This is a genomic window from Micrococcus cohnii (genome assembly GCF_014205175.1).
Classification (GTDB): Bacteria; Actinomycetota; Actinomycetes; order Actinomycetales; family Micrococcaceae; genus Micrococcus; species Micrococcus cohnii.
Genome location: NZ_JACHNA010000001.1, coordinates 45,014 through 70,046 on the forward strand (window position 1 = coordinate 45,014; position 25,033 = coordinate 70,046).

The following is a 25,033-nucleotide window of genomic DNA, read 5'->3' on the forward strand; positions in this document are numbered from 1 at the left end:
GGGCGAGGGCCCGCATGGACCATCGCCCCGGCGTCGGGACGGGATCGAGGATCAGTCGATCGGGCGCGGCGCCGTCACGCTCGTGGTGGGCACCCACGTGGTGCGGCCAGCGAGGCCGACTTCCGTCCAGGAGCCGACGACGCGGCCGGTGAGCGCGAACTGCGAGCCGCTGCGGCGCACGCCGATGCCGGAGTAGCTCGCATCCGGACCGGACTTCAGCGTGACGTCCCGCAGGGCCTGTGCCTCGTGCGTGAACGGGTGCTCACCGGTCAGCCAGGATCCGGACACCCACGCCAGGCGGCCGTCGTGGGCGACCTCGCGCCAGCCACGATCCACCCGCCCGGTCAGCTGCACGGTCTCGGAGGCGCCGATCACGCCGTCGCGTTCGGCGCCCCACTCGGGCGTCGTCCGGGCGTGGACGGCCATCGTCAGGCCCGCCACGCTCGGGACCACGCGCGAGTCGGTCAGATGCTGGCCGGAGATCCAGCCGGTGCGGCCACCGGGGACCGTGACCTGGTGCCAGCCGCGGCGGACCGCGCCGGTCGGGAACACCGTCTGGGAGGAGGGCACGACTGCCAGGTAGGAGGACTTCCACGAGGGGAAGGTGCGCAGGTTCACGGACATCGTGGTCCGCGCGACGTGCGGCACGTGCGGGGCGTCCACGGTCGGCGGGTCCGGCACCGGCGCCGGGGCGGGGGCCTCGTCCTGCTCGAGCGCCTCGGCCATCTGGGTGCGGATCGTCGGCAGAGCGGCGATCAGGTAGCGGCCCGGGCAGCCGGTGGCCGATGAGGTGATGTGTCCGAACACGGTGGGCAGGGTGACCTGCTGGCCGTACCGGAAGCGGGAGCTCGACCACGACGAGTCGGCGGTGGAGGTCATCACCGTCGTGCCGTTCGGGTCGATCTTGTGGCGGGCCGCGAGCCAGGTCATCACCCGGGTGATCGAGGTGCGCATGGCCGCGGGCGCCTCGGCGGTCTCGTAGTTGCCCAGCGCCGAGACGCCGATGGACTCGGTGTTCATCCCGGCGGCGTGGAAGCCCTGCACGGGGGCGTCGATCGACCCGCGGCGCCCCTCGTAGATATCGCCGTACTTGGTGACGATGAAGCTGTAGCCGATATCGCCCCAGCCGAGGACGGCCGCGTGGTAGCGGTGGATATTGCGCACCTGCTGGGCGGACTGTTCGCGCGTGTAGTCGTTGGAGCTGGCGGTGTGGTGCAGCACGAGCGCCTTCGGGGCGATGACGGTGCGGGCGTCCGTGGTGATGGACTCGTCCGCGCCCCAGGCGGAGCGGGGGATGATCGTCGGGCGCAGGGTCTGCACACTGGCGGCCGCCGCTGACGGATCGGACTGCCGGACGGTGGAGGCGGTGGCCGGAGCCGCGGACGGCGCCGAGGCCGGGGCCGGCGCGGTGCCCTCGACCGTGGTGACGGCGGCCTCACCGGAATGCACGAGAGCCAGGCGGGCGCCGGGCAGGGACGCGCCGTCCTTCGTGGTGATGCGCACCTCGACCCCGGTGGCGCCGTCGGTGACGAGCGGCTCGGTGCCCACGCGGCCGGTCTTCGAGGCCTCGGGCATGGCGTCCACGTCGAGCTGCTCCCAGTCGGACCAGCCGCCGTCCTCCTTCAGGCGCATCTGCACGCGCTCGACCCGGTCCGCGGCCGAGGCGTCCCAGGTCAGGCCGGCGAGGGTGAACTCGCGAAGGTCCTCGGCGCGGTGCTCGGCGCCCGAGACCGCGATCTGGCGGTCCCGGGCCTCGGCGACGCGCGAGGGAGCGAACTGGACCTCGCCCTCGGCGGCCACCTTCCGCTGTGTGGTGAGGGACGAGCGAGTCGACTCCGGGGCGGCGGTCGCGGCGGGCGCGGTGACCATGACGCACTGGGCGGAGATCACGACGGCAGCGGCCAGGGCACAGAGCGAACGGGGGCGTGATGACATGAGGGTGCCTTCGAGTCGGGGATGATGACGGGGACAGGTGGGCTCGAAGGGCGCGACCTCGCCGCGGGGTCTCGCGCACGGTGTGCCCCAGGCCGGAATCGAACCGACGGCCTACCCTTTAGGAGAGGGTCGCTCTATCCAACTGAGCTACTGGGGCGTCGGCGCCACGTCAGACGCCGCGGGCCAGTTTAGCCATGCTGGCGGCCTGCCTGCTCAGCCCCGTCGGGGCGGAGCCTCCTGCGCGACGGGACGGCGTCGGACCAGCAACGCGACGATGAGCACGACGATCGCGGCGAGCAGCGCCCAGCGGGCGACGGTCAGCGTCGCGGCGAGCAGGGCGCCCTCGCCGCCGGCGGCGATCGCTGACTCGATCGCGATGTTCTCGGCGACGTCCACCACGGCGAAGACCAAGCCCAGCCCCGCGGCGGCCCACTTGTGTGCGGGCGACGTCAGGCGCCAGGCCCCGACGGCGGCCGTGGACAGGGCGACGGCGATCGGGAAGATCACGCCGGCGGTCTTGTGCACCCAGTTCAGCTGGCCACGGGCCGCCTCATCCATGGCGTCGGAGAGCGTGGCGATGTGCTCGCGGCCATAGCCGAACAGCATCGAGTCCGGCATGGGCAGCCCGCCGGTCAGCTGCGTCATCTGCTGCAGCACCAGCAGGTGGTAGTAGCCGCCGACGAACAGCGTCGTGCCCAGCAGGGCGAGAATCAGCATCGACGGGTCGCCGGGGGACTGGCCGGCGGCGGCGATGTCCTCGCGCGGATTGAGGTCGCGCAGGCCGGGGCGGCGCTGGTTGGCGTTCGGGGCTCCCGGGCCGGCAGGGGAGTTCTTGCGGTGTCTGGAAGAGGGGCTCACCCCGACAACTGTGCCAGCAGGGCGGGGTCGGGTCGGACAGCAACGCTTCGGCGACCGGGTCCGCCTCATCGTCTCCGCCCCGCCTCCTAGACTGGGCGGGCCATGGATGACCTGTTCTCCGCGCTCGGACGCGCCGCCCGCCCCACCCGCACCGATGACGCCCCGCTCGATCCGGAGGCGACGCCGGACCAGTCGGCCGCGCCCCGTCCCGTCGCCGGACCGGGGGCCCTCGTCGAGGGGCTGAACCCGCAGCAGGCCGCGGCGGTCGTGCATGCGGGCTCACCGCTGCTGATCGTCGCGGGCGCCGGCTCGGGCAAGACGCGCGTGCTGACCCATCGCATCGCCCACCTGTTGGCCACGGGGCGCGCCCGGCCGCACGAGGTCCTGGCGATCACCTTCACGAACAAGGCGGCCGCAGAGATGCGCGAGCGCGTCGCGGCGCTCGTCGGGCCGGCCGCCTCCCGCATGTGGATCTCGACGTTCCACTCCTCGGCGGTGCGGATCCTGCGCAGCGAGGCCGCGTCAATCGGCTTGAAGTCCACGTTCACCATCTACGACGCGGCCGACTCGCTGCGGCTGGTCACACAGATCGCGAAGTCCCATGAACTGGACCCGAAGCGCTTCAACCCCAAGGGCATCCTGAACCGCATCAGCTCGCTCAAGAACGAGCTGACCGAGGCGGACGACTACGCGTCCACCGTCGCGTCGAACGACCCGTGGGGCCAGGCCGTCGCCGCCGTCTACACCGACTACACGGCGCGCCTGCGGCAGGCGAACGCCCTGGACTTCGACGACCTGATCGGCATGACCGTCCACATGTTCGAGGCGTTCCCGGCCGTGCTGGACAACTACCGCCGCCGCTTCCGCCACGTGCTCGTCGACGAGTACCAGGACACCAACCACGCCCAGTACCGGCTGATCCGTCTGCTCGCCGGCCCGGCCGGCACACCCGAGGGTGTCGAGACCGGCGGCGGTGAACTGACCGTGGTGGGCGACTCGGACCAGTCGATCTACGCGTTCCGTGGCGCGGACATCCGGAACATCGTCGAGTTCGAGCAGGACTTCGACGACGCCGCCACGATCAAACTCGAGCAGAACTACCGCTCGAGCCAGACCATCCTCGACGCGGCGAACGCCGTCATCGAGAAGAACCCGGACCGCCGGCCGAAGAGCCTGTGGACCGCCGAGGGGGCGGGCGCGAAGATCGTCGGCTACGCCGCCGAGAACGAGTCTGCCGAGGCCGAGTGGATCTCCTCGACGATCGACCGGCTGCAGGACGAGCACGGGATCCGTCCGAAGGACGTCGCGGTGTTCTACCGCACCAATGCGCAGTCCCGCTCGCTCGAGGAACGGCTGGTCACCCGCGGCATCCCGTACCGCGTGATCGGCGGCACCCGGTTCTATGACCGCAAGGAGATCAAGGACGCCCTCGCGTATCTGCGGGTGATCGTCAACCCGGACGACGACGTGAACCTGCGGCGCATCCTCAACGAGCCCAAGCGCGGCATCGGGGACCGGGCCGAGGGGGCCGTCGCGGCCTGGGCCGAGCGGAACCGGCAGCCGTTCTTCGACGCGCTGCGGGACGCGGAGAACGCGCCGGGCATCGCCGCCCGCTCGCTCAAGGCGGTGCGCGGCTTCGTTCAGATGATCGACGACCTCACGCAGCTGGCGGAGGGTTCCGGCCCGGCCACCGTGCTCGAGGCCGTGCTCGAGCAGTCCGGCATGCTCGCCGCCCTGCGCGAGTCCGAGGACCTGCAGGACGAGTCCCGCGCGGACAACCTCGGTGAGCTCGTGGCCGTCGTGCGGGCGTTCGAGAAGGAGAATCCCGAGGGCGGGCTGCTGGAGTTCCTCGAGCAGGTCGCACTGGTCGCCGACGCAGACCAGCTGCCGTCGGCGCCCGACGTCGAGGGGGAACAGCTCGCCGCAGACCAGGGCGAGGTGACGCTCATGACGCTGCACACCGCCAAGGGCCTGGAGTTCCCCGTCGTGTTCCTCACCGGCATGGAGCACGGGGTGTTCCCGCATTCACGGTCGATGACCGACGAGAAGGAGCTCGCGGAGGAGCGGCGCCTGGCCTACGTCGGGCTCACTCGCGCCCGGCAACGGCTCTACGTGACGCGCGCCGAGGCCCGCTCGCTGTGGGGCCAGTATCAGTACAACCCGCCCAGCCAGTTCCTCGCGGAGATCCCCTCCGCGCTGATCGACTGGGAGCGGGAGGGTTCTGCCGGCCCGCGCGCCGGGGCCGCCGAGTTCGGCTCGATCTCCACTCTCGGCGGGGCCGGGACCGCGCGTTACGCGGCCCGCTTCGACCGCGGCGGCTCCGACACCGCGCCGCGCCGTCCGCAGCGACTGACCCGGGGTGAGGAGGCCCGCGATCTGACGGTGCCCGCGCAGCCGGTGCGCGGCGCGGCGCCCAAGCGCGTGAGCGAGCGGGAGATCATCTCCCTGGCCGTCGGCGATCGGGTTTCGCACGGCACGTTCGGCACCGGCACGGTCGCCGCCGTCTCGGGGGCCGGGGACAAGACCGTGGCCACCGTCGTCTTCGACGAGACCGGCGCTCAGAAGCGGCTGCTGCTGCGCTACGCCCCCCTGGAGAAACTGGACTGACGATCCTGGCCGCGGCCCTCCGGAACCGCATGCCCGGGTGGTCTAGAGTGACCGGTGGAGCGCCGTCGCTCTCCGTCGTGCCGTGCCCTGGGCCGGACGCGAACGAGGGCGGGGCGTCAGCGCCGGCGCACGCCTTCGGGCGGTGCCGGAAGAACCTGTCTTCGACCGAGAAGGACATACCACCGTGGACCTGTACGAGTACCAGGCGCGCGATCTGTTCGAGAAGCACGGCGTGCCCGTGCTGGCCGGCATCGTGGCGCAGACCCCGGAAGAGGCCAAGGCGGCCGCTGAGAAGATCGGCGGCGTGACCGTCGTCAAGGCGCAGGTGAAGGTCGGCGGCCGCGGCAAGGCCGGCGGCGTCAAGGTCGCCAAGACCGCCGACGAGGCCTATGAGCACGCCAAGGCGATCCTGGGCATGGACATCAAGGGCCACACCGTGCACCAGGTGATGATCGCCCAGGGCGCCGACATCGCCGAGGAGTACTACTTCTCCGTGCTGCTGGACCGCGCCAACCGCACCTACCTGGCCATGTGCTCCGTCGAGGGCGGCATGGAGATCGAGCAGCTCGCCGTCGAGCGCCCCGAGGCCCTGGCCAAGGTGCCGGTCTCCGCGCTGACCGGCATCGACGCCGAGACCGCGAAGAAGATCGTCGCCGAGGCGAACTTCCCGGCCGAGCTGCAGGACGAGGTCGCCGCCGTCATCCAGAAGCTGTGGACCGTCTTCGAGAAGGAGGACGCCACCCTCGTCGAGGTGAACCCGCTGGTGAAGACCGGCGACGGCCAGATCCTCGCGCTCGACGGCAAGGTCTCCCTCGATGCCAACGCCGACTTCCGTCAGGAGGGGCACGCCGCCCTGGTCGACGAGCGCACCGAGGACCCGCTCGAGGCGAAGGCCAAGGAGAACGACCTCAACTACGTGAAGCTCGACGGTGAAGTCGGCGTCATCGGCAACGGCGCGGGCCTGGTCATGTCCACGCTCGACGTGGTCGCCTACGCCGGGGAGAAGCACGGCAACGTGAAGCCGGCGAACTTCCTGGACATCGGCGGCGGCGCCAATGCCGAGGTCATGGCCAACGGCCTGGACGTCATCCTGGGCGACGAGCAGGTCAAGTCCGTGTTCGTGAACGTCTTCGGCGGCATCACCTCCTGCGACGCCGTCGCCAACGGCATCGTGAAGGCCCTCGAGATCCTGGGCGACGCCGCGACGAAGCCGCTGGTCGTGCGCCTGGACGGCAACTCCGTCGAGGAGGGCCGCCGCATCCTGGCCGAGGCGAACCACCCGCTCGTGACCGTGGCCGCGACGATGGACGAGGGCGCCGACAAGGCCGCCGAACTCGCCCACTCCGCGAACTGATCCGTCCGCTCAAGGCTGTAAGGAACCAGACATGTCTATCTACCTGAACAAGGACTCCAAGGTCATCGTCCAGGGCATCACCGGCGGCGAGGGCACGAAGCACACCCGCCTGATGCTCAAGGCCGGCACCAACATCGTCGGCGGCGTGAACGCCCGCAAGGCCGGCACCACCGTGTCCCACGAGGACAAGGACGGCAACGCGCTCGAGCTGCCCGTGTTCGGCTCGGTCTCCGAGGCGATGGAGAAGACCGGCGCGGACGTCTCCGTGGCCTTCGTGCCGCCGAAGTTCGCCAAGGACGCCGCGATCGAGGCCATTGAGGCCGAGATCCCGCTGCTGGTGGTCATCACCGAGGGCATCCCGGTGCAGGACTCGGCCGAGTTCTTCGCGCTGTCCCAGTCGAAGACCGGCGCCGACGGCAAGCCGAAGACCCGCATCATCGGCCCGAACTGCCCCGGCATCATCACTCCGGAGCAGGCCCTGGCGGGCATCACCCCGGCGTCGATCACCGGGTCCGGCCCGATCGGGCTGGTCTCCAAGTCCGGCACGCTGACGTACCAGATGATGTACGAGCTGAACGATTTCGGTTTCTCGACCGCGATCGGCATCGGTGGCGACCCGGTCATCGGCACCACCCACATCGACGCCCTCGAGGCGTTCGAGGCGGACCCGGAGACCAAGGCCATCGTGATGATCGGTGAGATCGGCGGCGACGCTGAGGAGCGCGCGGCCGAGTTCATCAAGGCCAACGTCACCAAGCCGGTCGTCGGCTACGTGGCCGGCTTCACCGCCCCGGAGGGCAAGACCATGGGCCACGCCGGCGCCATCGTCTCCGGCTCCTCCGGCACGGCGCAGGCCAAGAAGGAGGCCCTCGAGGCCGCGGGCGTGAAGGTCGGCAAGACCCCGTCCGAGACCGCGCGACTGATGCGCGAGATCCTCGAGAACCAGGGCTGAGGCGCCACCCGGGCCTCGCGTCCGGGTGCGCTACGACGGCGGCGGCCCCGACCCACCCGTGGTGGGTCGGGGCCGCCGCCGTCGTGATGGGTTCTGTGGGCGGCCGGCCCCCGCCGGTGGCGGGGGCGTCAGCGTGGGGTCACTGCTGCGAGGACACCCAGCCGCCGGTGCTCGGGTTGTTCGAGCGGACGAGGCCGGTGAAGGCGTTCTCGGTGGTGAACGTGCCGAAGGAGCCGGGCTGGCTGCCCAACTGGGCGGCCGTGCCGCCGGCGTAGTAGTTCGAGAACCAGTGCAGCGTGGACGGAACGCAGTAGTTCGTGCGGACCGGGAAGCTGCCGCTCAGGGCGGTGCCGGCCCAGCTCTGCGGGCGCGTGCCGGTGGCGGTCTGGTCGGGCACGGTCGCCTGCGTGGTCTCGCCCTTCCAAGTGAAGGTGAACACGTCGTACTGCTGGGTACGGCCGGTTGTGGGGTTGTTCATGGTGACGGTGCGGCGGGTGGGGGCCGTCCAGTTTGCCCCGGTGCCGTTCGTGAACGTGAAGGCCCGAGCGGTGTCGACCATGCCCGTTGGGTAGGCGATGACAAACTGCACGGGCTCGGCAAGGGTCGCCATGGTGGTCGGGGACATGCCCGATCCGTCGGTGCGCGGCTGGTCCACGATGCTGAACCCGAGCGGTGAGGTGCCGTGCGCCTTCTGGTTGGACACGGTCAGGCTAGTCAGATAACCGCCGTACTGACCCAGTGCGGAGTTGTAGCAATAGCCGTTGTAGGGACCGCTCAGATTCCAGTTGTGGTCCGTGTACACGGATCCGCGGAAGCGGTACGCGACGGTCTCGTCGATGACCGGCTCAGTGGCGGCCATGGCCGGGGCGGCAGTGGCCGCGGCGACGGCCGGAACGGACCAGGCGATGCCCTGGGTGACGGTGCGGCGTGATGTGGTCACGGTGATAACTCCCTCAGGTCCAGATCGGTGTGGTGCGCATGCCGGGGGCGTCGTCCAGGAAAAGACCCCGTGGTGGGGCGGCACGCATGTGGACCATAGGCAAAATGGACGCCCCGCTTCCATACGCGAGTCACGTATCGGCCAAAGTTTTATCGAACCCAAAGGTGGGCACATTGAGGCCACAGCGGGTCACGCGCCAGGGCCCCGACGAGCGCTGCTCGTCGGGGCCCTGGCACGAGGGGCCGCGGCGCCGCGGTCAGTTGGCGTAGTTGTCGTAATCCACCCAGCCGATGGAGCCGAGCGTGCCGTTGTAGCCGTTCTCGGTGGTGAACGTGCCGGTGTTGTTCAGGTCGTCTGAGCCGCCGGCGTAGTAGTTGGCGTAGTAGTAGCGCTGGTTCTCGACTGCCATGCAGCAGTCGGTGTTCACCGTGAAATCACCGGCGAGTCGCGTGCCGTCCCAGGCCGGGGCGCGATTCACGCCGTCGAAGGTGACGGTCGGCTGGGTGTGGTTGCCCTGCCAGGTGAAGGTGAACACGTCGTAGGTCCACGTCGTGCCGTCCGGGTTCGTCATCGTCTGCTGGCGCACGGTGGGGCCGGACCAGTCGCTGCCGCCCTCGGAGAAGGTGAAGCCGTTGTTGGCCGCGGTGGTGTCCACCATGCCGGCGGGGTAGGCGACGACGAACTGCAGGGGCTCGGCCAGGGTGGCGACGGTCTTGGGGGAGAGCTCCCCGGAGCCGTCGGTCATGCCGAGCTCTTCGATGGCGAAACCGTGCGGCGAGTTGTCGAAGTTGCCGAGGTTGGAGACGTGGAGGGCGGTGAGCGTGGAACCGCTGTTGCCGTAGGTGTCGGTGTAGCAGGCGACACCGCTGTTGTAGACCTCGCCGTACACCTGGGTGGTCGCGCCGTAGCAGAGCGCCTGCGGCTGGGTGGTGGCGGCCATGGCGGGGGCGGCGGTGGCGACGGCGACGGCCGGGGCAGACCAGGCGATGCCCTGGGTGACGGTGCGGCGTGAGGTGGTCATGATCGGTAACTCCCTGTGTTGAGGTCGGTGTGCGGCGTAGGCCGTGAAGCGCCCCGCGGCCGGCCCTGGAGGGGCGGCGACGAGTGCGTTCGATGAGCTACCGTAGGAATAACGGACGTACCGTTTCAATAAGAAGAGGCCCTGAGGGGCAAAGTCATACCAAAGCCATAGCGAGACACGGAGTGTTCACAGTGAAGAGAGGAGGTGAGCGCGGTGGCGCGACGCAGCAGGGTTTGCCGGATCGAGAAATGGGGGCAGAACGCACAGGACCCCCGCCTGAGCGTGCGCTCAAGCAGGGGTCCTGTGGTGCGGATAGGGTCCGCTGGAGATCAGCGCTGACCCAGGGTGATCCAGCTCTCCGGGTTGTCCGGGTAGTTGGAGTCGATCGGGAAGTCGATGTCTCCGGTGTAGCCGGTCTCGGTCGTGAAGGAGCCGGTCTGCGTCCAGTCGCCCTGGTAGCCACCGGCGAAGAAGCCGGTTCGCAGGTCCAGGGTGCCGTCGGGGTTGACGCAGTAGTTCGGATCGATCTTCATGTCGTTGGTCGTCAAGCGCAACGTGGAGCCGTCGAAGGTGTCGCCCGAGCCGGGGGCCCCCGTCGGCTGGGTGAGGCTACCCTGGTAGCGGTACACGAAGACGTAGTAGTCCTCGGTGACGCCGGTGATGGGGTTCGTCATGGTCACGGTGTCGACCACCTCCGGCGGGGCGTAGTTGCCCTCGACGATGCGGAACGCGGTCGTCGGGTCAACCTGGTCCAGGAAAAGGCCGGCCGGAAGAGCGAACACCAGGTCCAGAGGCCCCTCCACCGTGGCCATGGTGGCGGGAGACTCGGCGCCGGCCATCTCGTAGATGCCGAAGCCGTCGTTGGCGCCCGAGAACGGATCCAGGGTGCCGAGGTCGATCCGGGACACGCCGCAACCGCTGGTGGCGAGGCCTGCCTGGCCGCCCACAGCGACCTGGTAGCTGTACAGCGGGTCAGCCGGCGTGGTCGCGGCCATGGCCGGGGCGGCCGAGGCGGCGGCGACGGCGGGGACGGACCAGGCGAGGCCCTGGGTCACGGCGCGGCGCGACGTTGTGTTCTTGGTCGTCTCGGTCATGAGATCTCCTTGTGTGTTGGTGCGACGACGTTGGATCGCCGGGAGGCGAAGCGGTCATGTGTCGTCATGCACATGACGGATCGCCCTCGTGGTCACGCCGGGTGGCGCGCCGTCGTCCAGACTAGAACAGCTGTGTAGAAGCTGACTAGTTGATTGATTGAATTTCTGAGATGTTCACGTGATTGTGATGGGCGCAAGGCCGTCGAGCGCGGAGCGGTCCGCACCCGGCGGCCTTCCCGCACGCGTCACGTCAGCGGGCGCGGTACGGCTTCGTGCCGTCGTCGCCGCAGGCGTCCACGTTGTTCGGATCCATCCACAGCGTGATCTGGACCGGATCCACCGTGATCGACGGATCGGAGAAGTCGTCGTTGAGGAAAGCCACGTTGATGGACTCGATCCACGTCTCGGACAGCGAGCCCGCCGGGCCGCCGGCGTTCCAGCTGAGCTCGACGGCGCCCGGGGCGCCACCGGTGGCGTAGTACACGTCCTGGTAGGAGCCGTCGGAGCCCAGGACCACCGAGTCCCACTGCAGGTCGCCCTCGAGGATCGTGCCGGAGCCCTCGCCGTTGTACGGGTCCTCCGGCGCGACGGCCTCCATGCGGTCGATGTCCCGGATGACCATCGAGCCGCCGTTCAGCGAGAAGCGGGGATCGTAGGCGAACTCACCCTCCGGCACGATGCGGAAGCCCGAGTAGTCGCGGCCGGCGGGGCGCTCCACCACCAGCTGGTTGCCGCTCACGCTGAGGGTGGTCTCCACCTGGTCGCGGTTCGCGTCGAACGAGCCCATGTTCTCCACCTGGAACCACACCTCGCCGATGCCCGGGAACGTCACCGGCACGCGCAGCCAGCCGGCCGTGCTGGCGGGCTCGGCGCGTGACCAATCCAAGGTGGAGGTCACGGCCTGGCAGCCGGACGGGTAGACGGTGGAGTTCGCGAAGGCCGGGGCGGCGGTGGCCGCGGCGACGGCCGGGACGGACCAGGCGAGGCCCTGTGCGACGGTGCGGCGGGACGGGCCCGCGGTGACGTTCTGAGTCATGGTGATGCTCCTTCAGGCGGAAGACGTGCGTCGGCCCGCGCCGGCACGAGTGACGGTGGTGCTTGGCGAGAGGAGGGTGTGCGCGACCTCCCCCAACAGCACATGATGGTAACAGTCTTCCATAGGGTTTTGACAGGAGGTGCTTCAGCTCACGTCGGCGCCGAAGAGCCGCCCGAGGGCGAAGGTGACCGCCGCCGCCCCGAAGCCGATGGCCAGCTGGCGCAGCCCGCGCGAGAGCGGCGAGGCCCCCGAGAGCAGCCCCACCACGCCGCCGGTGAACATCAGTGCCGCCCCCACCAGCGCGAGCGCCGGCACCAGGGCCCACAGGCCCGACAAGCCGACCAGGAACGGCAGGATCGGCACGACCGCGCCCGCGGCGAAGAAGCAGAAACTCGACAGCGCGGCCGTCCACGCCGAACCGATCTCGGCGTAGTCCTCGGAGTGGTCGACCGGGCCCTGTGAGCCGTCCGGCCGCGCGGAGAACTGCGGTTTGCAGTCGCAGTCCAGGTATCCCAGCCGCTCCATCGCCCGGTGGCGAGCGTCCTCCGGTTCCATGCCGCGAGCCAGGTACACCAGCTCGAGCTCGTTCGCGTCGATGTCCAGATGCTCGGCGGCCTCGAGCGTCACCTGCGTCGGGGACGAGGCCTCGAGCAGCTCTCGCTGGGATCGCACCGAGACGTACTCGCCCGCCGCCATGGACAGGGCCCCGGCCAGCAGACCCGCGATGCCGGTGAACAGCACCACCGACGGCGCCACGCCCGTCGCCCCGATGCCCATCACCAGCGCCAGGTTCGAGACGAGCCCGTCGTTCATGCCGAACACGGCCGCACGGAAGTTCCCCGCCAGCTGTTCACGGCCGCGTGCGGCCAGGCCGCGTACGACCTCCTCGTGGATCGCCTCATCAGCGACCATGCCCTCCGGGACGTCCGAGTCCTTCGCGTAGGGGCTGTCCGACTCGGCCCGCTGGGCCAGTGCCAGCACGAACACCGAGCCGAAGACGCGGGCCAGCCAGCGCAGCAGCATCCGGTGCAGCGACGGGCGCGGCAGATTCCGGGACCGCTCGTCGCCGAGCAGGCGGCGCCAGTGCATCTCGTGCCGACGCTCGGCGTCGGCCAGGCCGAGCAGGATCTGCCGCTCCGCGCCCGAGCGGCGGGCGGCGATCTGCCGGTAGACCTCGCCCTCGGCGATCTCGTCGGCCAGGTAGCGGCGCCAGCGGCGCACCTGCTCCGGCGTGGGGCCCGGGTGTGTGGACGAGGCGGGACGGGACGTCACGAGACTCCTGCGAACGAGACGGGGCCCGTGCGGGGCGCCGCGCGGGACGGGGGTCAGTCTAGTCGGCGGGGTGTCGTGGAGCCGATGCGGCAGAGTCCAATATGAACCGTGGAGGTAAACGAGGGTTGTCTACTGTGCAATTCGGAGTGACGATGGACACTGCCCGTCCGGTGGGGCTGGCACATCGACGCGACGGGGGAGAGGAGACGCCCATGAAGGCCCTGCCCATCGAGCCGGCCGCCGCCGACCCGCAGATCGGCCGGCGCCTGCGGGCCCTGCGCGAGCGCCGTCGCGTCACGATTTCCCAGCTCGCCGAGGCGACCGGCGTCTCGAAGGGCTTCCTCTCGCGGCTGGAGCGCGATCTCACCAGCCCGTCGGTGGCGACCCTCATCAGCCTCTGCCAGGTGCTCGGCGTGAGCCCCGGGCAGATCCTCGACGCCCCCGACGTCACCGTCATCGGCTGGGACGACGCGCCCAGCGTGAACCTCGGTGGCGAGGGCATCGCCGAACGGCTCGTCACCCCGCGCGGGCGCCGCGATCTGCAGATCATCCGCGCCGAGATCGCCCCGCACGGCCGCGGTGAGCCAGAGCTGTACACCGTGGACTGCGCCGTCGAAGCCGTCCACGTCGTCACCGGCCGCCTCGAGCTGCACACCGCCGGCGGCGTCCACGCCCTCGGCCCCGCGGACACCGTCACCTTCGCTGGCGACGAGCCCCACACCTGGGCCAACCCCGGCGACCAGACCACCGTCGTGCTCTGGACCCTCGCCGGCGGCACCTGAGCCCTCACCCCCCAGCCCACCCACACTCAGGAGGCAACAGATGCTGAACATCCCTCGCGTCGAGGAGAACGGCCATATCGGCCCCGTGAACTCCGCGCTCGTGCCCCGCTACGGCGGCGCCCCCACCTACGCCCTGCTGCCGCGCCTCGACGAGGTCGCCGCGACCGGTGGCACCGCGGACATCAAGGTCATCGGTGTCCCCTTCGACGCCGGCGTCTCCTACCGCCCCGGCGCCCGCTTCGGCTCCGGCCACGTCCGCCAGTCCTCGCGCCTGCTGCGCCCCTACAACCCTGCCACCGACACCTCCCCGTTCGCGCAGGCGCAGGTCGTCGACGCCGGCGACATGGCCGTCAACCCGTTCAACCTCAACGAGGCCATCGAGATGGTCCAGCAGGACGCCATGGACCTCACCGAGGACGGCGCCTCCCTGATGACGATCGGCGGCGACCACACCATCGCCCTGCCGCTGCTGCGCGCCGCCACGGCTCGCGCCGGCGAACCCGTCGCACTGCTGCACTTCGACGCCCACCTGGACACCTGGGACACCTACTTCGGCGCCGAGTACACCCACGGCACCCCGTTCCGCCGCGCCGTCGAGGAAGGCCTCCTCGACACCGAGGCGATCTGCCACGTCGGCACCCGCGGCCCCCTGTATGGCAAGAAGGACCTCGACGAGGACCACCGCATGGGCTTCGGCATCGTCACCAGCTCCGACGTGTTCCGCCAGGGCGTCGACGAGATCGTCGACCGGCTGCGCCAGCGCATCGGGAACCGCCCGCTGTACATCTCGGTGGACATCGACGTGCTCGACCCGGCCCATGCGCCGGGCACCGGCACCCCCGAGGCTGGCGGCCTGACCAGCCGCGAGCTGCTGGAGATCCTGCGCGGACTGCGCGGCATGAACCTTGTCGGCGCGGACCTCGTCGAGGTCGCCCCGGCCTACGACCACGCCGAGCTGACCGGCGTCGCCGCCTCCCACGTCGCCTACGACTTGATCACCCTGATGGCCGACCTGCGGGCCCAACGCGCCCAGGCCGAGAGCTGAGGAGCCCACCATGAGCACCGAGAACCTCGAGAAGACCGCCGACGCCGCCGGCCCGGGAGCTGAGCCCGCCGCGACCACCCGCAACGGCGGCGACCTGGCCGTCGAGACCCTCTACGGGCTCGGCGCCCGCACCGTGTTCGGCATCCCCGGCCAGCACGCACTGGGCCTGTTCGACGCCCTCAACCGTTCCCCGCTGGAATTCGTCTCCAACCGGGTCGAGAACAACGCCGCGTTCGCCGCCGACGGCTACTCCCGCGCCACCGGCGAGGTCGGAGTGCTGTTCCTCTCCACCGGCCCGGGTGCCCTCACCTCGCTGGCCGGCCTGCAGGAGGCCTACGCGAGCGCCGTGCCGATGGTCGTCATCGCCTCTCAGATCCCGCTCTCCGGGCTCGGCGCCCGCCGCAAGGGCATGATCCACCAGCTCGACGATCAGAAGGCCTCCGCGCGGAACGTCACGAAGGCCCAGCACACCGTGCACCATGCCTCCGGCATCCCCTCGGCCATCCAGGACGCGTGGGCCGAGGCGATCACCGTGCCGCAGGGCCCCGTCTGGGTTGAGATTCCGCAGGATGTGCTGCTCGGGGAGGTGCAGGTGCCGCCGGTCAAGGACGCGCTCGCAGTGGCCTACGACCACCCTCCCCGGGCCGAGCTGATCGACCAGTCCGTGCGGTGGATCCGCGATGCGCAGCGCGTGGCCATCGTGGCCGGCGGCGGTGTGCGTCGCTCGGGCGAGACCGCCACGCGCATGCTGCGTGAGGTGGCCGAGCACCTGCAGGCCCCCGTCGTCTGCTCGCCCGGCGGCAACACCGCACTGCCCTGGGACCACCCGCTCTCCCTCGGGTCCTGGGTGGAGGACCGTTACGTCACCGAGCTGCTCCAGGACGCCGAGGTGCTGCTCGTCGTCGGCTCATCCCTGGGCGAGGTCACCTCGAACTACTTCACGCTGGAGCCGCGCGGGCGCTTGATCCAGATCGACGCCGAGCCGCGCGTGCTCGAGACCAACCATCCGACGCTAGGCATCCGAGCGGACGCCGGAGCCGCCCTGACCGCACTCGCCGCGGGGCTGCGCGGCCAGGCGCTCGAGCTCGATCCGACGGGCAGAGGCCTGACCGTCCTGGGCACCGCGCCGCTGGACGCCTCGCTGGCCGTGCCGGCCGTCGCCGAGTCGGAGGCACGCTGGCACGGACGGACCGCCGCGGACACCGTGGCCGAGGTGAACGCCCGGGTGGCCGCGCGGCTCGACGCGCAGGACCTGGCCGTCGAGCGCCGATTCATGGCGGACATCCGCGAGGCCGTGCCCGCTGACATGCAGACCTACTGGGACATGACGATCGCCGCCTACTGGGGCTGGAACTGCTGGGACGCGAAAGACGGCCAGTTCCACTCGGCTCAGGGCGCCGGCGGACTCGGCTACGGGTTCCCGGCCGCCGTGGGTGGCGCCCTGGGCCTGGCCGCGCAGGGGCGGACGGGGCGCGACAAGCGCGTTCTGGCCGTCGCCGGGGACGGGTCCGCGATGTACTCGCTCGCCGAGCTGGCCGCCGCGAAACAGCACGACGCCGCGGTGACCTGGCTGATCATCGACGACGGCGGCTACGGGATCCTTCGAGAGTACATGGAGGGCGCCTTCGGCCAGGCGACGGCCACCGAGCTGGACCGGCCGGACTTCCAGCGGCTCGCCGAGTCGTTCGGCGTCCCCGCCGAAACCGTGGGCGTGGAGGACGTGGCCGAGGCGCTGCGGCGCGGCTTCGAGGCCGAAGGGCCGAACGTCGTGGTGGTGCAGACGAAGCTCGCGATGTGGGCGCCCAGCCACCTGGGGCTCGCGCCGCAGGTGTGAACGGGCCAGGGCTCTGGGCCTGGTTGCTCAGGGCTCAGGGCTCAGGGCGCAGAGGCCGCGGCTCAGAGCCGGGTTGCTCAGGGCTGGGCGGGCGGCGTCTGCTCCTCGTCGCGCTCGGGGTGTGAGCCGAACAAGAAGTGCCGACCCGAGACCTGCTCCACCTCGACCCGCACGTAGAAGTCCTTGACCGAGGGCACCCACGGGGCGATCCCCAGCGATTCGGCCTCGGCGATCTCGTCGCTGGACTCAAGGCGGCGGGCGGTGCCCCGGGCGATCACGGACCACGCCTGGTCGGAGAGGATCCCGTCGGCCTGCACCACGACGGCCGGGTTCACGGTCAGCCCGGCCAGCTTCGAGCCCGGGGCCGTGCGGAAGTACAGGGCGCCCTCGTGCGCGGCGATGTTCACCGGCACGATGTCCGGCTGCCCGCCGACGGCCAGCCCCAGCCGGGCGTGATGGGTGTGCTCGAGCAGGCGCCAGCACTGGTCCTCGTCGAGCACGAGCGCCGCCTCGCCGTCGGGGTGCGGGAACATCGACGGGCCGGACGGGGTGGTCGCGGCAGACGGGACGGTCGCGCCGGACGGGGCGGCGGAGCGCATCATGCCAGGGGCGCGGGTGGTCGGTGAGTCGGTCATGGCGGGGCCTCCTGAGTGATGGGTGACGTGAATCTCACCCTATCGGGGTCGGCGCTCGTGCTGGCCCGTGCTCGTGCTGGCCCGTGCTGACCGGTGGGTTCAGCGGCGAGCGGCCACGATCTGCCGGGCGATCGTCTCGACCGTCGGCGCCGAACGACCCGGGGCCAGCCCAACGTAGTGCGGAGCTCGGTGGGGCGCCGCGGTGGTGTCGCCCGTCCGGCCGCCGAGCGGGATGTACCGTCCGCCGGCCCGGGTCAGGATCAGCTGCGCGGCGGCCACATCCCACGGATTCGTGTCCACGCCGAGTACGACGTCGGCCCAGCCGGCCGCCGCGTGGCACAGCTCGAGAGCACCGGAGACGACCCGTCGGACCGTCGCATAGGTCGTCACCAGCCGGCCGAAGCGGTCGAGCGCGGCGGTTCCCTCATGCGCCACGGCCTCTGCGGCCGGGTACGAGGTGACGACGTTCAGGTGTCGCTCGTCCGTGCTCGGTCGTGGTCGGGCGATCTCGTGGAGGGGGCGGTCACCGAGCCAGGCGCCCGTGTCGTCGGCCGAGAACTCCAGGCCGTTGGCCGGGTCGAGCACCACTGCGGCGACGACCTCGCCGTCGACCTCCGCGGCGATTGAGACCGAGAACATCGCGAAGCCATGGGAGAAGTTCGAGGTGCCGTCGATCGGGTCGACGATCCACAGCACGCGGGAGGCGCCCTGGGGCGATGACGCGCCGGTCTCCTCGCCGAGCACGCTTGAGCCGGGGACGGCGGCCGTCACCATCTCGATGAGCGCGCGTTCGGTGGCGGTGTCGTGGATGGTGACGAGGTCGTGTCGGCTGGTCTTGGCCTCGGAGGCGGCGCCGGAGGTGCGGAACGCCTCAGCCAGGGCCGGGGCGACGGCGCGGGCGGCGTCGAGGGCGATGCGGCGCAGTCGGCCCGGGCTCGGTGCGATCTCCAGGCTCGGCCCGAGCCCCGAGCCCGGTCCGCCTCCCGGCGCTGTGGTGCCCGGCGTGGTGCGAGGGGCGGTCCCGTGGGCGACGGTGGAGTCGTGCGCGGCGGCGGAGTCGTGCGCGGGTGGACGATGCGTGTCGGCCATGCGGTCAGCGTAGCGGCGCTCGGCGGCGCTCTGGCCCCCTGACGCCCTACGTCCGGGTTGACTTATGACCCCCGGGAACCCTGGAGGGCGTCACAACTCAACCCGGAAGGCGGCGGCCGGGGAGGAGGGGAGCGCCGCCTGCCCCGCGCGCCCTGACGCGCGTCACGCTCAGTCCGACAGCGCCGGGTAGTCGGTGTATCCGGTGGCCCCGCCGACGTAGAAGGTCGTCGGGTCCGGCTCGTTCTCGGCCGCGCCCTCTCGCCAACGCCGGGCCAGGTCCGGGTTCGCGATGACCGGCCGACCGACGCCCACCGCCTCGGCCAGTCCGTCCGCGACGAGGTGCGCTGAGTCCTCGCGGGTCGTGGGCACGGCGAAGCTCGAGTTGGCGATCAGAGGGGCCCCGGTCGTACGGCGGATCGACTGGACGATCTCGTCGGCGGGGTCGATGTGCAGCACGTCCACGTGGGACAGCGGCAGGTCCGCCACGGCATCGGCCCACGCGGCGTAGACGGCCGCGGCCTCATCCCGGTCCGGCTCCTCGGCGCCCTGCACATTGTGCTGCGGGGACAGGCGGATGCCGGTGCGCTCGGGGCCGACGGCCTCGGCGACGGTGCGCGTCACCTCGCTTGCGAAGCGGGCCCGGTTCTCGGGCGTGCCGCCGTAGCGGTCGGTGCGGTGGTTCGACGACGGCGCGAAGAACTGCTGCAGCAGGTAGCCGTTGGCGCCGTGGATCTGCACCGCGTCGAAGCCGGCCTCGACCGCACGGCGGGCCGCGTCGGCGAACTGCTGCACGACCTCGCCGATCTCCTGCTCGCTCAGCTCGTGCGGCACGGGGGCGTCGACCTTGCCTTCGGCGATGCGCACCGGCTGCGGTGCCGCCACCGGGCTGGCGCCCACGACGCGCCCGGTGCCCGTGATTTCGGGGTGGGAGATGCGCCCGCCGTGCATGATCTGCAGGGCGATCGTCCCGCCCTCGGCGTGCACGGCGTCGGTGACGCGGCGCCACCCGGCGACGTGCTCGGCCGTCTCGATGCCCGGCTGCCCGTACCAGGTGCGTCCTTCGCGGACCGGCCACGTGCCCTCGGTGACGATCATGCCGGTGTCCGCGCGCTGGCGGTAGTACTCGACCATGAGGTCGTTGGGGGTGCCGTCCTGCTCGGCCCGCAGTCGGGTCAGCGGCGCCATGATGACGCGGTTCGCCGCCTGAACCGCACCGAAGCGGACAGGAGTGAACAGGGGGTCGGTCGTGTTCTCGGGGGTCTCGGTGCTCATGGCGGGTCTCCGTTCTCCGGCGGTCTCCGGGCGTCTGAGGCGGTCTCGGGCGGCGTCGTGTGCTCAGGGTGAGACGGCGCGTTCTCGAGCAGGGGCAACCGGAGGCAGACCGCGGCTATTCCACGGATCGGACGAGGCCTCCGACGACGCGCCGGAGCCGCGGGTGCGAGAGGATGGCAGGACGCACCCGCAGTCGTCGCCTGGGAGGCCCGCATGAGCACCGCCGATCACGAGTCCGTCACCGCGCAGCGCATCGAGGCGGTGCGCGCCCTGCGCGAGGCGCTCGCGGAGCTGACGGACGGCGCCGCCGAGGCTGCGACTGATGCTGCTACCGCGGCCCCGCAGCCGCCCTATGACGAGCGGATCGAGTCTGGCCTGAGCGCCGTGCAGGAGCTGACGGGAGAAGATCCGGATTATCTGGCGCACATCGACGAGGTCGGCGAGAACGGCATCGCGACGGCGTCGCTGGCGCAGCTGGGCACCGTCGTGACGTTCCTGCGCCGTGGCGAGCGGCATGCGCCGGGGTTCATCGGCGGCGGGATCGCCAACGGGAAGGTCTCGGCCGTGGTGGACCGCCTCATCGAGCTGCGCCCGCAGCTGCAGGCGCCGCAGCCGGACGAGGCCGTCGTGCGCCTGGCCGTCGAGATCGCCGAGGACCCGCACGGCTGGCTCGAGCGCACCGGCGAGGACGAGCGGCCGGACCGGGACGCCCCCGTGATCGCGGTGCTGTGCCGGATGGGCGCTGGACTGGTGCACGACCTTGCCGCCGCACTCGGCCTCACCCCGCGCGAGGTGTTCCGGCAGGTGCAGGTCAGCACACTCGAGGCGCTCGCCCCCGATCCGGACGACACCGAGGCCGCCACGGCCGTCTCCGGCGCCGACGGCGCGGCGGGTGGCGACACGCCCGACGGCGACGGGTCGGCGGGGCCGGCCGAGCAGCGGTTGCGGCAGCTCGCGTTGGCCGAGCAGGCTGCGGACGACGCGCACCGGGCGCTGCTCGCGGTCGAGAACGGCCCGGACAGCGAGTACTACGCTGCCGCGCTGGCCCGCATGGGTCCGGTCCAGGCGACCGTGACCTTCGGCGTGCTCCTGCACAGGATCGCCGCGACGACGGCCGGCAGCACCGAGACCGACCTCGACACGGTCCTGCACAGCCTGCGCGCCGGTGCGCATGCCGGGTTCGACGCGGGCCGTGCGCCCGTCGAGCCGGAGGAGGACAAGCTCAGGACGCTGCACGGCCTCGCGATCGACCTCTCGGAGCGCGCGCTCACCGACTCCGCCCTGCACAAGCGTGTGGCCACCGTCGGTGATCCCACCGCGTTGTGGACGATGATGTGCAGCCTCGGCGTCGCCCACGTGCACCTGATCGCGCAGGACCGCGACGTCGACCCCGAAGACGTGTGGCGCCAGCTGCACGAGGGCCTCGGCGCGGACGGCGAGGCCGAGGGTGAGCCCGACGACGCGGCGACCGCCGAACGCGTGCATGAGGTGGTCCCGATCGCCTGGGCCGCGATGCGCCAGGGGCCCGAGTCGCGACCGTTCCTGAATCTCACGCTCATGGCGCCCCTGCCGGCGCAGATCGTGGCGTTCGGTGTGGGCCTCGAGCGGGTCCTCGCGCTGGCCGGCGAGCAGTTCGACACCGGCGTCGACGAGATCCGCCACGTGCTGCGCACCGACGGGCTCGACGAGCTGCTCGGCCGGGACACGGAGGCGGCCGCAGAGTCGGAGACCGAGGGGACCGGCACTGACGCAGCCGACCATGCCCCGCAGGACGCCGAGCAGCACCCGGCCACGCCGCAGGCCGAGCGTCCGGCCGACATGCAGGCCGAGCACGAGGTCCGCGAGCTCATGGTGGACCCCGCGCGCGTGCAGCAGGTCCTGGCCGAGCTGGTCGTCTCGGACGACGAGGGTCCCGCGCTCGCTGAGGCCGCCCGCGAGGCCGGGGTGCCGGGTGCGTTCCTGCTGCTGGTGGCCGAGCGGATCGTCGCGGCCGGCGTGGACCACTTGGCCCGTCGTGCACCGGGGCAGGACCGTGACGAGGCGTCCGTCTGGGCGCGGTTGCGGGCCCTACTCGAACGCGAGGCGGAGGCCGCCAACGCGGCGAGCGCCCAGGGCCAGAGCGCGACCGGGCAGGGTGTCGGCAGCCCGGGCCTGACGCCGTCCGTCGTGCTGAGCGCCCTCGAGGCGGGCCCCGCGTCGTCGACGTTCACGGCGCTCTACGACGCTCCGGACCGGGCGCTCGTTCCGGCGCTCGTGCAGGCGGTGCGGACCGTCGACGACGCCGCTCGAGACTGAGGCGCGCTTGCGCAGTCGGCGGCCCGCCACGCGCACGGGCGACCCAGGGCTGTGTGAGACACTGACGCGTCCGAGTCGGTCCGTCGGCGCTGGTCGTCGCGCGGAGCCGCCACCGGCGCCTCTTCTGCGGCGCGGGTGTCCTGGGCCCAAGGCTCGAGGTCGCCGCGCGCTGCGGCACAGCGTGTGCCGGCACCCCGACCCCCGAGGGAGAGAACCGTGCCTCGTCCAGTCACCACGTCCGCCGCCTACTATCCCGGGCTGGACGGACTGCGGGCGGTCGCGGTGGGCCTGGTGGTGGCCTACCACATCGGGGTCCCCTTCGCGGGCGGCGGCCTGCTCGGCGTCGGCGTCTTCTTCACCATCTCCGGTTTCCTCATCACCTCCCTGCTGCTCTCGCGCTGGGAGAAGCACGGGAACCTGGACCTGAAGAACTTCTGGATCCGCCGGTTCCGCCGGCTGCTGCCGGCCGTCGTGCTGCTGCTGGCCGCGGTGCTGGCGGCCACGGCGATCCTCGCTACGCACAACCTCGGACGGATCGGCGCCGAGTCGCTCGCGGCCCTGTTCTACGTGGCCAACTGGCACACCATCTACTCGGGCAAGAGCTACTTCGAGCAGCAGGAAGGCGTCGGCCCGCTGGACCACCTGTGGTCGTTGGCCGTCGAGGAGCAGTTCTACATCGTGTGGCCGCTGCTGCTGCTCGGCCTGCTCACGCTGTGCCGAGGGAGGTTCAAGAAGGCGGCTGTCGTCACGTTCGTGCTCGGCGCCGGTTCGATGCTGCTGCTCTCCGCGCTCGCGGATCCGGGGGCCGATCCGACCCGCGCCTACGAGGGCACCGACACCCGCGCCGGGGGTCTGCTGTGGGGCGCCGTCCTGGCGATGCTGTGGCGCCCGGCGAGGATCGCCACGGTCACCGGCGGCCGGGTCCGCGCGCTGCTCGACGGGGTGGGCGTCGTCGGGCTGGCCGGGATCTTCTGGCTGGTGGCGACGACGGACCAGCAGAGTCACAGCCTGTACACGTGGGGCATCGCCGCGCTGACCGTCACTACGTGCCTGGCGCTGATGCCGCTCATGCACCCGCAGTCCGTGTTCGGCCGGGTGCTGGGCGTCGGACCGATGCGGTGGATCGGCGAGCGCAGCTACGGCATCTACCTGTGGCACATGCCGGTCGTCGCGTTCCTGCCCGACCGTGTGCTCTACGGCCAGGACGTCGCCCGCGGTGCGCTGATCGTCGGGCTGACGCTCGTGCTCGCCGAGATCTCGTGGCGGTTCGTCGAGGACCCGATCCGTCGGCACGGGTTCCTCGCGCTCGTGACGGGCCGGGCCCGCCGGGAGCAGCAGACCACGCCGACCACGCAGGCCGAGGTTACGCCCGCGGCGCGCCGGGCTCCGGGCCTGGTCGCGATCGCGGCCGGCGGGCTCGGCGTCATGGCGCTCTCGGCCGCCTCGCTCGTCGGCCTGAGCGCGCTGCCGCAGAAATCCGTCGTGGACATCGCCCAGGAGGCGAACCGCGGCAAGGACCAGAAGGCATCCGCGGACTCGAACGCGCAGGACCGATCCGCGGTGAGGCCGACGGCGGCGGCGACGCAGTGCACGGACGTCGTGCACGTGGGCGACTCCAGTTCTCTGGGCGCGAGCAACGACGAGAAGCGCACCGAGATCTCCGACCCGAGCAAGCGGATCACCGCGCAGTACGAGGCGGTGGGCGTCGAGAACGTGACCGAGGACGTGCTCGGCGGCCGCTCGATGCTCGAGCACATGGACCGTGGCGGCAAGGACACCAACGCACCGGAGGCCCTGGAAGAGAACGCGTCGAAGCTCGGCGCGGACGGCTGCTGGGTGGTGAACGTCGGCCTCAACGACGCGGCGAACATGGCCAAGGCCGGGGATTTCTCCGGGGCGCAGAAGCGCATCGACTCGGTGATGGCCGAGGCCGACGGCAAGCCCGTCCTGTGGGTGACCGCGCTGACCATGCCGTGGGTCAACAACGAGCACTACGCCAACGAGAACGTGCAGAAGTTCAACGAGGCGCTCGTGCAGGCGGCCGAGAAGCACGACAACCTGTGGATCTACGACTGGTCGGCCGAGGCCTCCGAGCACCCCGAGTGGTTCCTCGAGGACGACGCGAACCACAACAACGAGGAGGGTTCGATCGCCAAGGCTGACCGCATGGCGAAGGCCCTCGTGGCGGCGTTCCCGGAGGGTGAGGAGCCCTCGAAGGAGCGGGTGGTCCTGACGGAGTGAGGCGGGGCCGGCCCACTGCATCCGCCCGCCCGCGTGCGGTGCTCTGAAACGACCGACCGTTTGCAACATTGCCGCAGCGAATCGCGTCGGCGATGTTGCAAACGGTCGGTATTTCTTAGAGAGGCGATGCGCGGAGCTGCCCACACGGGTGCCATCCCTCACCCTCGCACCCCTCACCACCACACCCAGCACCCCTCACCGCCGCGGCACCCCGAACGCCGTGAGGATCCGCGCCAGACGCTGCGGATCCCGCAGGTCCGCCCACGTCCAGTGCGCGATGCCGCTCGTCACTCGCTGCAGCGCCACCTCGCGCTCTTTCTCCCGGCGGATGCTTCGGCGCCGGGCGGCGTCGTCGCCCCCGTGCAGGGCGAGGTCGTACTTGCCGATCCCGTCGAACTCGCCCACAAGCCGTTCTCGTTCCCACCAGAAGTCGACGCGTGCGACCTGCCACCCCCGCTCGTCCCGTACCGCATGCTGCAGGGCCGTCGGCGGGGCGAACCCGAGCTCCTCGATCAGCACGCGCGAGAGCGACTCGCCCGCCGACTCCGACCGGGGATCCGCGAACACCGCCGCCCGACGTAGCCGTGCGCGGGCAGCGGCGGCGGGCACATGAGCGGGCGCCTCGCTCACCCACCGCTGCAGGGGTACCGGATGGCGCGCCGCGATCGCGTCCAGGGGCGGCACGGCCTGTCGAAACGGGTGGTGGGCACCGAGCACGAGGGCCAGGCTGGGCATCGCGTCCACGAGGACCGGCCCCGGGACACCCCGGTC

19 protein-coding genes and 1 tRNA gene are annotated in these 25,033 nt (G+C 71.3%); 8 read left to right on the top strand and 12 right to left on the bottom strand.

The annotated features are described in order from the left end of the window. Positions 1 to 51 precede the first annotated feature (51 nt). From HDA30_RS00195 to HDA30_RS00205, 3 genes are all read right to left on the bottom strand, one after another. Positions 52 to 1,935, bottom strand: a complete 1,884-nt coding sequence (locus tag HDA30_RS00195; RefSeq protein WP_184240723.1) for an N-acetylmuramoyl-L-alanine amidase — start codon at positions 1,933 to 1,935, stop codon at positions 52 to 54. Between the two features lie 83 nt (positions 1,936 to 2,018). Further along, positions 2,019 to 2,092: transfer RNA gene (locus tag HDA30_RS00200), tRNA-Arg, on the bottom strand. Between the two features lie 56 nt (positions 2,093 to 2,148). Continuing rightward, positions 2,149 to 2,793, bottom strand: a complete 645-nt coding sequence (locus tag HDA30_RS00205) for a hypothetical protein (protein WP_184240724.1) — start codon at positions 2,791 to 2,793, stop codon at positions 2,149 to 2,151. A 102-nt stretch (positions 2,794 to 2,895) separates the two neighbouring features. On the opposite strand from HDA30_RS00205, the gene pcrA reads away from it, so the two are divergent. From pcrA to sucD, 3 genes are all read left to right on the top strand, one after another. Continuing rightward, positions 2,896 to 5,400 carry a DNA helicase PcrA gene (pcrA, locus tag HDA30_RS00210; protein WP_184240725.1) on the top strand — a complete coding sequence of 835 codons (2,505 nt, stop codon included), beginning with the start codon at positions 2,896 to 2,898 and terminating at the stop codon, positions 5,398 to 5,400. A 184-nt stretch (positions 5,401 to 5,584) separates the two neighbouring features. Beyond that, positions 5,585 to 6,754 (top strand): ADP-forming succinate--CoA ligase subunit beta, encoded by a 1,170-nt coding sequence (gene sucC, locus HDA30_RS00215; RefSeq protein WP_184240726.1) that lies wholly within the window; start codon positions 5,585 to 5,587, stop codon positions 6,752 to 6,754. Between the two features lie 31 nt (positions 6,755 to 6,785). Continuing rightward, complete coding sequence (gene sucD / locus HDA30_RS00220) at positions 6,786 to 7,706, top strand: succinate--CoA ligase subunit alpha (RefSeq protein ID WP_184240727.1); 921 nt, start codon at positions 6,786 to 6,788, stop codon at positions 7,704 to 7,706. Between the two features lie 139 nt (positions 7,707 to 7,845). Here sucD and HDA30_RS00225 read toward each other — a convergent pair whose 3' ends face one another. The 5 genes from HDA30_RS00225 to HDA30_RS00245 form a co-directional block, all read right to left on the bottom strand. Then, the gene (locus HDA30_RS00225) at positions 7,846 to 8,646 is read right to left on the bottom strand and encodes a hypothetical protein (RefSeq protein WP_184240728.1); all 801 of its coding nucleotides are present in this window, start codon (positions 8,644 to 8,646) and stop codon (positions 7,846 to 7,848) included. A 256-nt stretch (positions 8,647 to 8,902) separates the two neighbouring features. Then, entirely contained in the window at positions 8,903 to 9,667 is a 765-nt protein-coding gene (locus HDA30_RS00230; protein ID WP_184240729.1) for a hypothetical protein, read from the bottom strand. A gap of 329 nt (positions 9,668 to 9,996) precedes the next feature. Then, complete coding sequence (locus tag HDA30_RS00235) at positions 9,997 to 10,761, bottom strand: hypothetical protein (RefSeq protein ID WP_184240730.1); 765 nt, start codon at positions 10,759 to 10,761, stop codon at positions 9,997 to 9,999. A 250-nt stretch (positions 10,762 to 11,011) separates the two neighbouring features. Continuing rightward, positions 11,012 to 11,797, bottom strand: a complete 786-nt coding sequence (locus HDA30_RS00240; RefSeq protein WP_158495392.1) for a hypothetical protein — start codon at positions 11,795 to 11,797, stop codon at positions 11,012 to 11,014. A gap of 144 nt (positions 11,798 to 11,941) precedes the next feature. After that, positions 11,942 to 13,069, bottom strand: coding sequence for a VIT1/CCC1 transporter family protein (locus tag HDA30_RS00245; protein WP_184240731.1), 1,128 nt, complete (start codon positions 13,067 to 13,069; stop codon positions 11,942 to 11,944). Positions 13,070 to 13,281: 212 nt separating this feature from the next. Between HDA30_RS00245 and HDA30_RS00250 the strand changes: the two genes are divergently transcribed. From HDA30_RS00250 to HDA30_RS00260, 3 genes are read left to right on the top strand one after another with little or no spacing between them, the layout of a single operon-like run. Next, on the top strand, positions 13,282 to 13,851 hold the full coding sequence (locus tag HDA30_RS00250; protein WP_184240732.1) for a helix-turn-helix domain-containing protein: 570 nt from the start codon (positions 13,282 to 13,284) through the stop codon (positions 13,849 to 13,851). Positions 13,852 to 13,891: 40 nt separating this feature from the next. Then, positions 13,892 to 14,896, top strand: a complete 1,005-nt coding sequence (gene speB / locus HDA30_RS00255; protein ID WP_184240733.1) for an agmatinase — start codon at positions 13,892 to 13,894, stop codon at positions 14,894 to 14,896. 10 nt (positions 14,897 to 14,906) lie between these two features. Further along, positions 14,907 to 16,730 (top strand): thiamine pyrophosphate-binding protein, encoded by a 1,824-nt coding sequence (locus HDA30_RS00260; protein ID WP_184240734.1) that lies wholly within the window; start codon positions 14,907 to 14,909, stop codon positions 16,728 to 16,730. A 77-nt stretch (positions 16,731 to 16,807) separates the two neighbouring features. Here the strand turns inward: HDA30_RS00260 and HDA30_RS00265 are convergent, their stop codons facing one another. The 3 genes from HDA30_RS00265 to HDA30_RS00275 form a co-directional block, all read right to left on the bottom strand. Continuing rightward, a complete protein-coding gene (locus HDA30_RS00265; protein WP_425488376.1) occupies positions 16,808 to 17,365 on the bottom strand; it encodes a pyridoxamine 5'-phosphate oxidase family protein in 558 nt (185 codons plus the stop codon). A gap of 99 nt (positions 17,366 to 17,464) precedes the next feature. Further along, positions 17,465 to 18,454: an inositol monophosphatase family protein gene (locus tag HDA30_RS00270; protein ID WP_184240735.1), complete on the bottom strand. Its 990-nt coding sequence runs from the start codon at positions 18,452 to 18,454 to the stop codon at positions 17,465 to 17,467. Between the two features lie 168 nt (positions 18,455 to 18,622). After that, complete coding sequence (locus tag HDA30_RS00275) at positions 18,623 to 19,726, bottom strand: alkene reductase (protein ID WP_184240736.1); 1,104 nt, start codon at positions 19,724 to 19,726, stop codon at positions 18,623 to 18,625. A 213-nt stretch (positions 19,727 to 19,939) separates the two neighbouring features. On the opposite strand from HDA30_RS00275, the gene HDA30_RS00280 reads away from it, so the two are divergent. Both HDA30_RS00280 and HDA30_RS00285 read left to right on the top strand, forming a co-directional pair. Beyond that, entirely contained in the window at positions 19,940 to 22,021 is a 2,082-nt protein-coding gene (locus tag HDA30_RS00280; protein WP_184240737.1) for a hypothetical protein, read from the top strand. A gap of 216 nt (positions 22,022 to 22,237) precedes the next feature. After that, the gene (locus tag HDA30_RS00285; RefSeq protein ID WP_184240738.1) at positions 22,238 to 24,262 is read left to right on the top strand and encodes an acyltransferase family protein; all 2,025 of its coding nucleotides are present in this window, start codon (positions 22,238 to 22,240) and stop codon (positions 24,260 to 24,262) included. Positions 24,263 to 24,457: 195 nt separating this feature from the next. On the opposite strand, the gene HDA30_RS10395 is transcribed toward HDA30_RS00285, so the two are convergent. Further along, positions 24,458 to 24,997, bottom strand: coding sequence for a hypothetical protein (locus HDA30_RS10395; RefSeq protein WP_246418663.1), 540 nt, complete (start codon positions 24,995 to 24,997; stop codon positions 24,458 to 24,460). Positions 24,998 to 25,033: the final 36 nt, after the last annotated feature.

Bases quoted from the DNA above. Each gene is read 5' to 3' on its own strand.
- HDA30_RS00280 (WP_184240737.1), top strand. From the start codon at position 19,940: ATGAGCACCGCCGATCACGAGTCCGTCACCGCGCAGCGCATCGAGGCG.
- pcrA (WP_184240725.1), top strand. From the start codon at position 2,896: ATGGATGACCTGTTCTCCGCGCTCGGACGCGCCGCCCGCCCCACCCGC.
- HDA30_RS00275 (WP_184240736.1), bottom strand. From the start codon at position 19,726: ATGAGCACCGAGACCCCCGAGAACACGACCGACCCCCTGTTCACTCCT.
- HDA30_RS00195 (WP_184240723.1), bottom strand. From the start codon at position 1,935: ATGTCATCACGCCCCCGTTCGCTCTGTGCCCTGGCCGCTGCCGTCGTG.
- HDA30_RS10395 (WP_246418663.1), bottom strand. From the start codon at position 24,997: ATGCCCAGCCTGGCCCTCGTGCTCGGTGCCCACCACCCGTTTCGACAG.
- HDA30_RS00235 (WP_184240730.1), bottom strand. From the start codon at position 10,761: ATGACCGAGACGACCAAGAACACAACGTCGCGCCGCGCCGTGACCCAG.
- speB (WP_184240733.1), top strand. From the start codon at position 13,892: ATGCTGAACATCCCTCGCGTCGAGGAGAACGGCCATATCGGCCCCGTG.
- sucD (WP_184240727.1), top strand. From the start codon at position 6,786: ATGTCTATCTACCTGAACAAGGACTCCAAGGTCATCGTCCAGGGCATC.
- HDA30_RS00240 (WP_158495392.1), bottom strand. From the start codon at position 11,797: ATGACTCAGAACGTCACCGCGGGCCCGTCCCGCCGCACCGTCGCACAG.
- HDA30_RS00250 (WP_184240732.1), top strand. From the start codon at position 13,282: ATGAAGGCCCTGCCCATCGAGCCGGCCGCCGCCGACCCGCAGATCGGC.
- HDA30_RS00230 (WP_184240729.1), bottom strand. From the start codon at position 9,667: ATGACCACCTCACGCCGCACCGTCACCCAGGGCATCGCCTGGTCTGCC.
- HDA30_RS00260 (WP_184240734.1), top strand. From the start codon at position 14,907: ATGAGCACCGAGAACCTCGAGAAGACCGCCGACGCCGCCGGCCCGGGA.
- HDA30_RS00270 (WP_184240735.1), bottom strand. From the start codon at position 18,454: ATGGCCGACACGCATCGTCCACCCGCGCACGACTCCGCCGCCGCGCAC.
- HDA30_RS00265 (WP_425488376.1), bottom strand. From the start codon at position 17,365: ATGACCGACTCACCGACCACCCGCGCCCCTGGCATGATGCGCTCCGCC.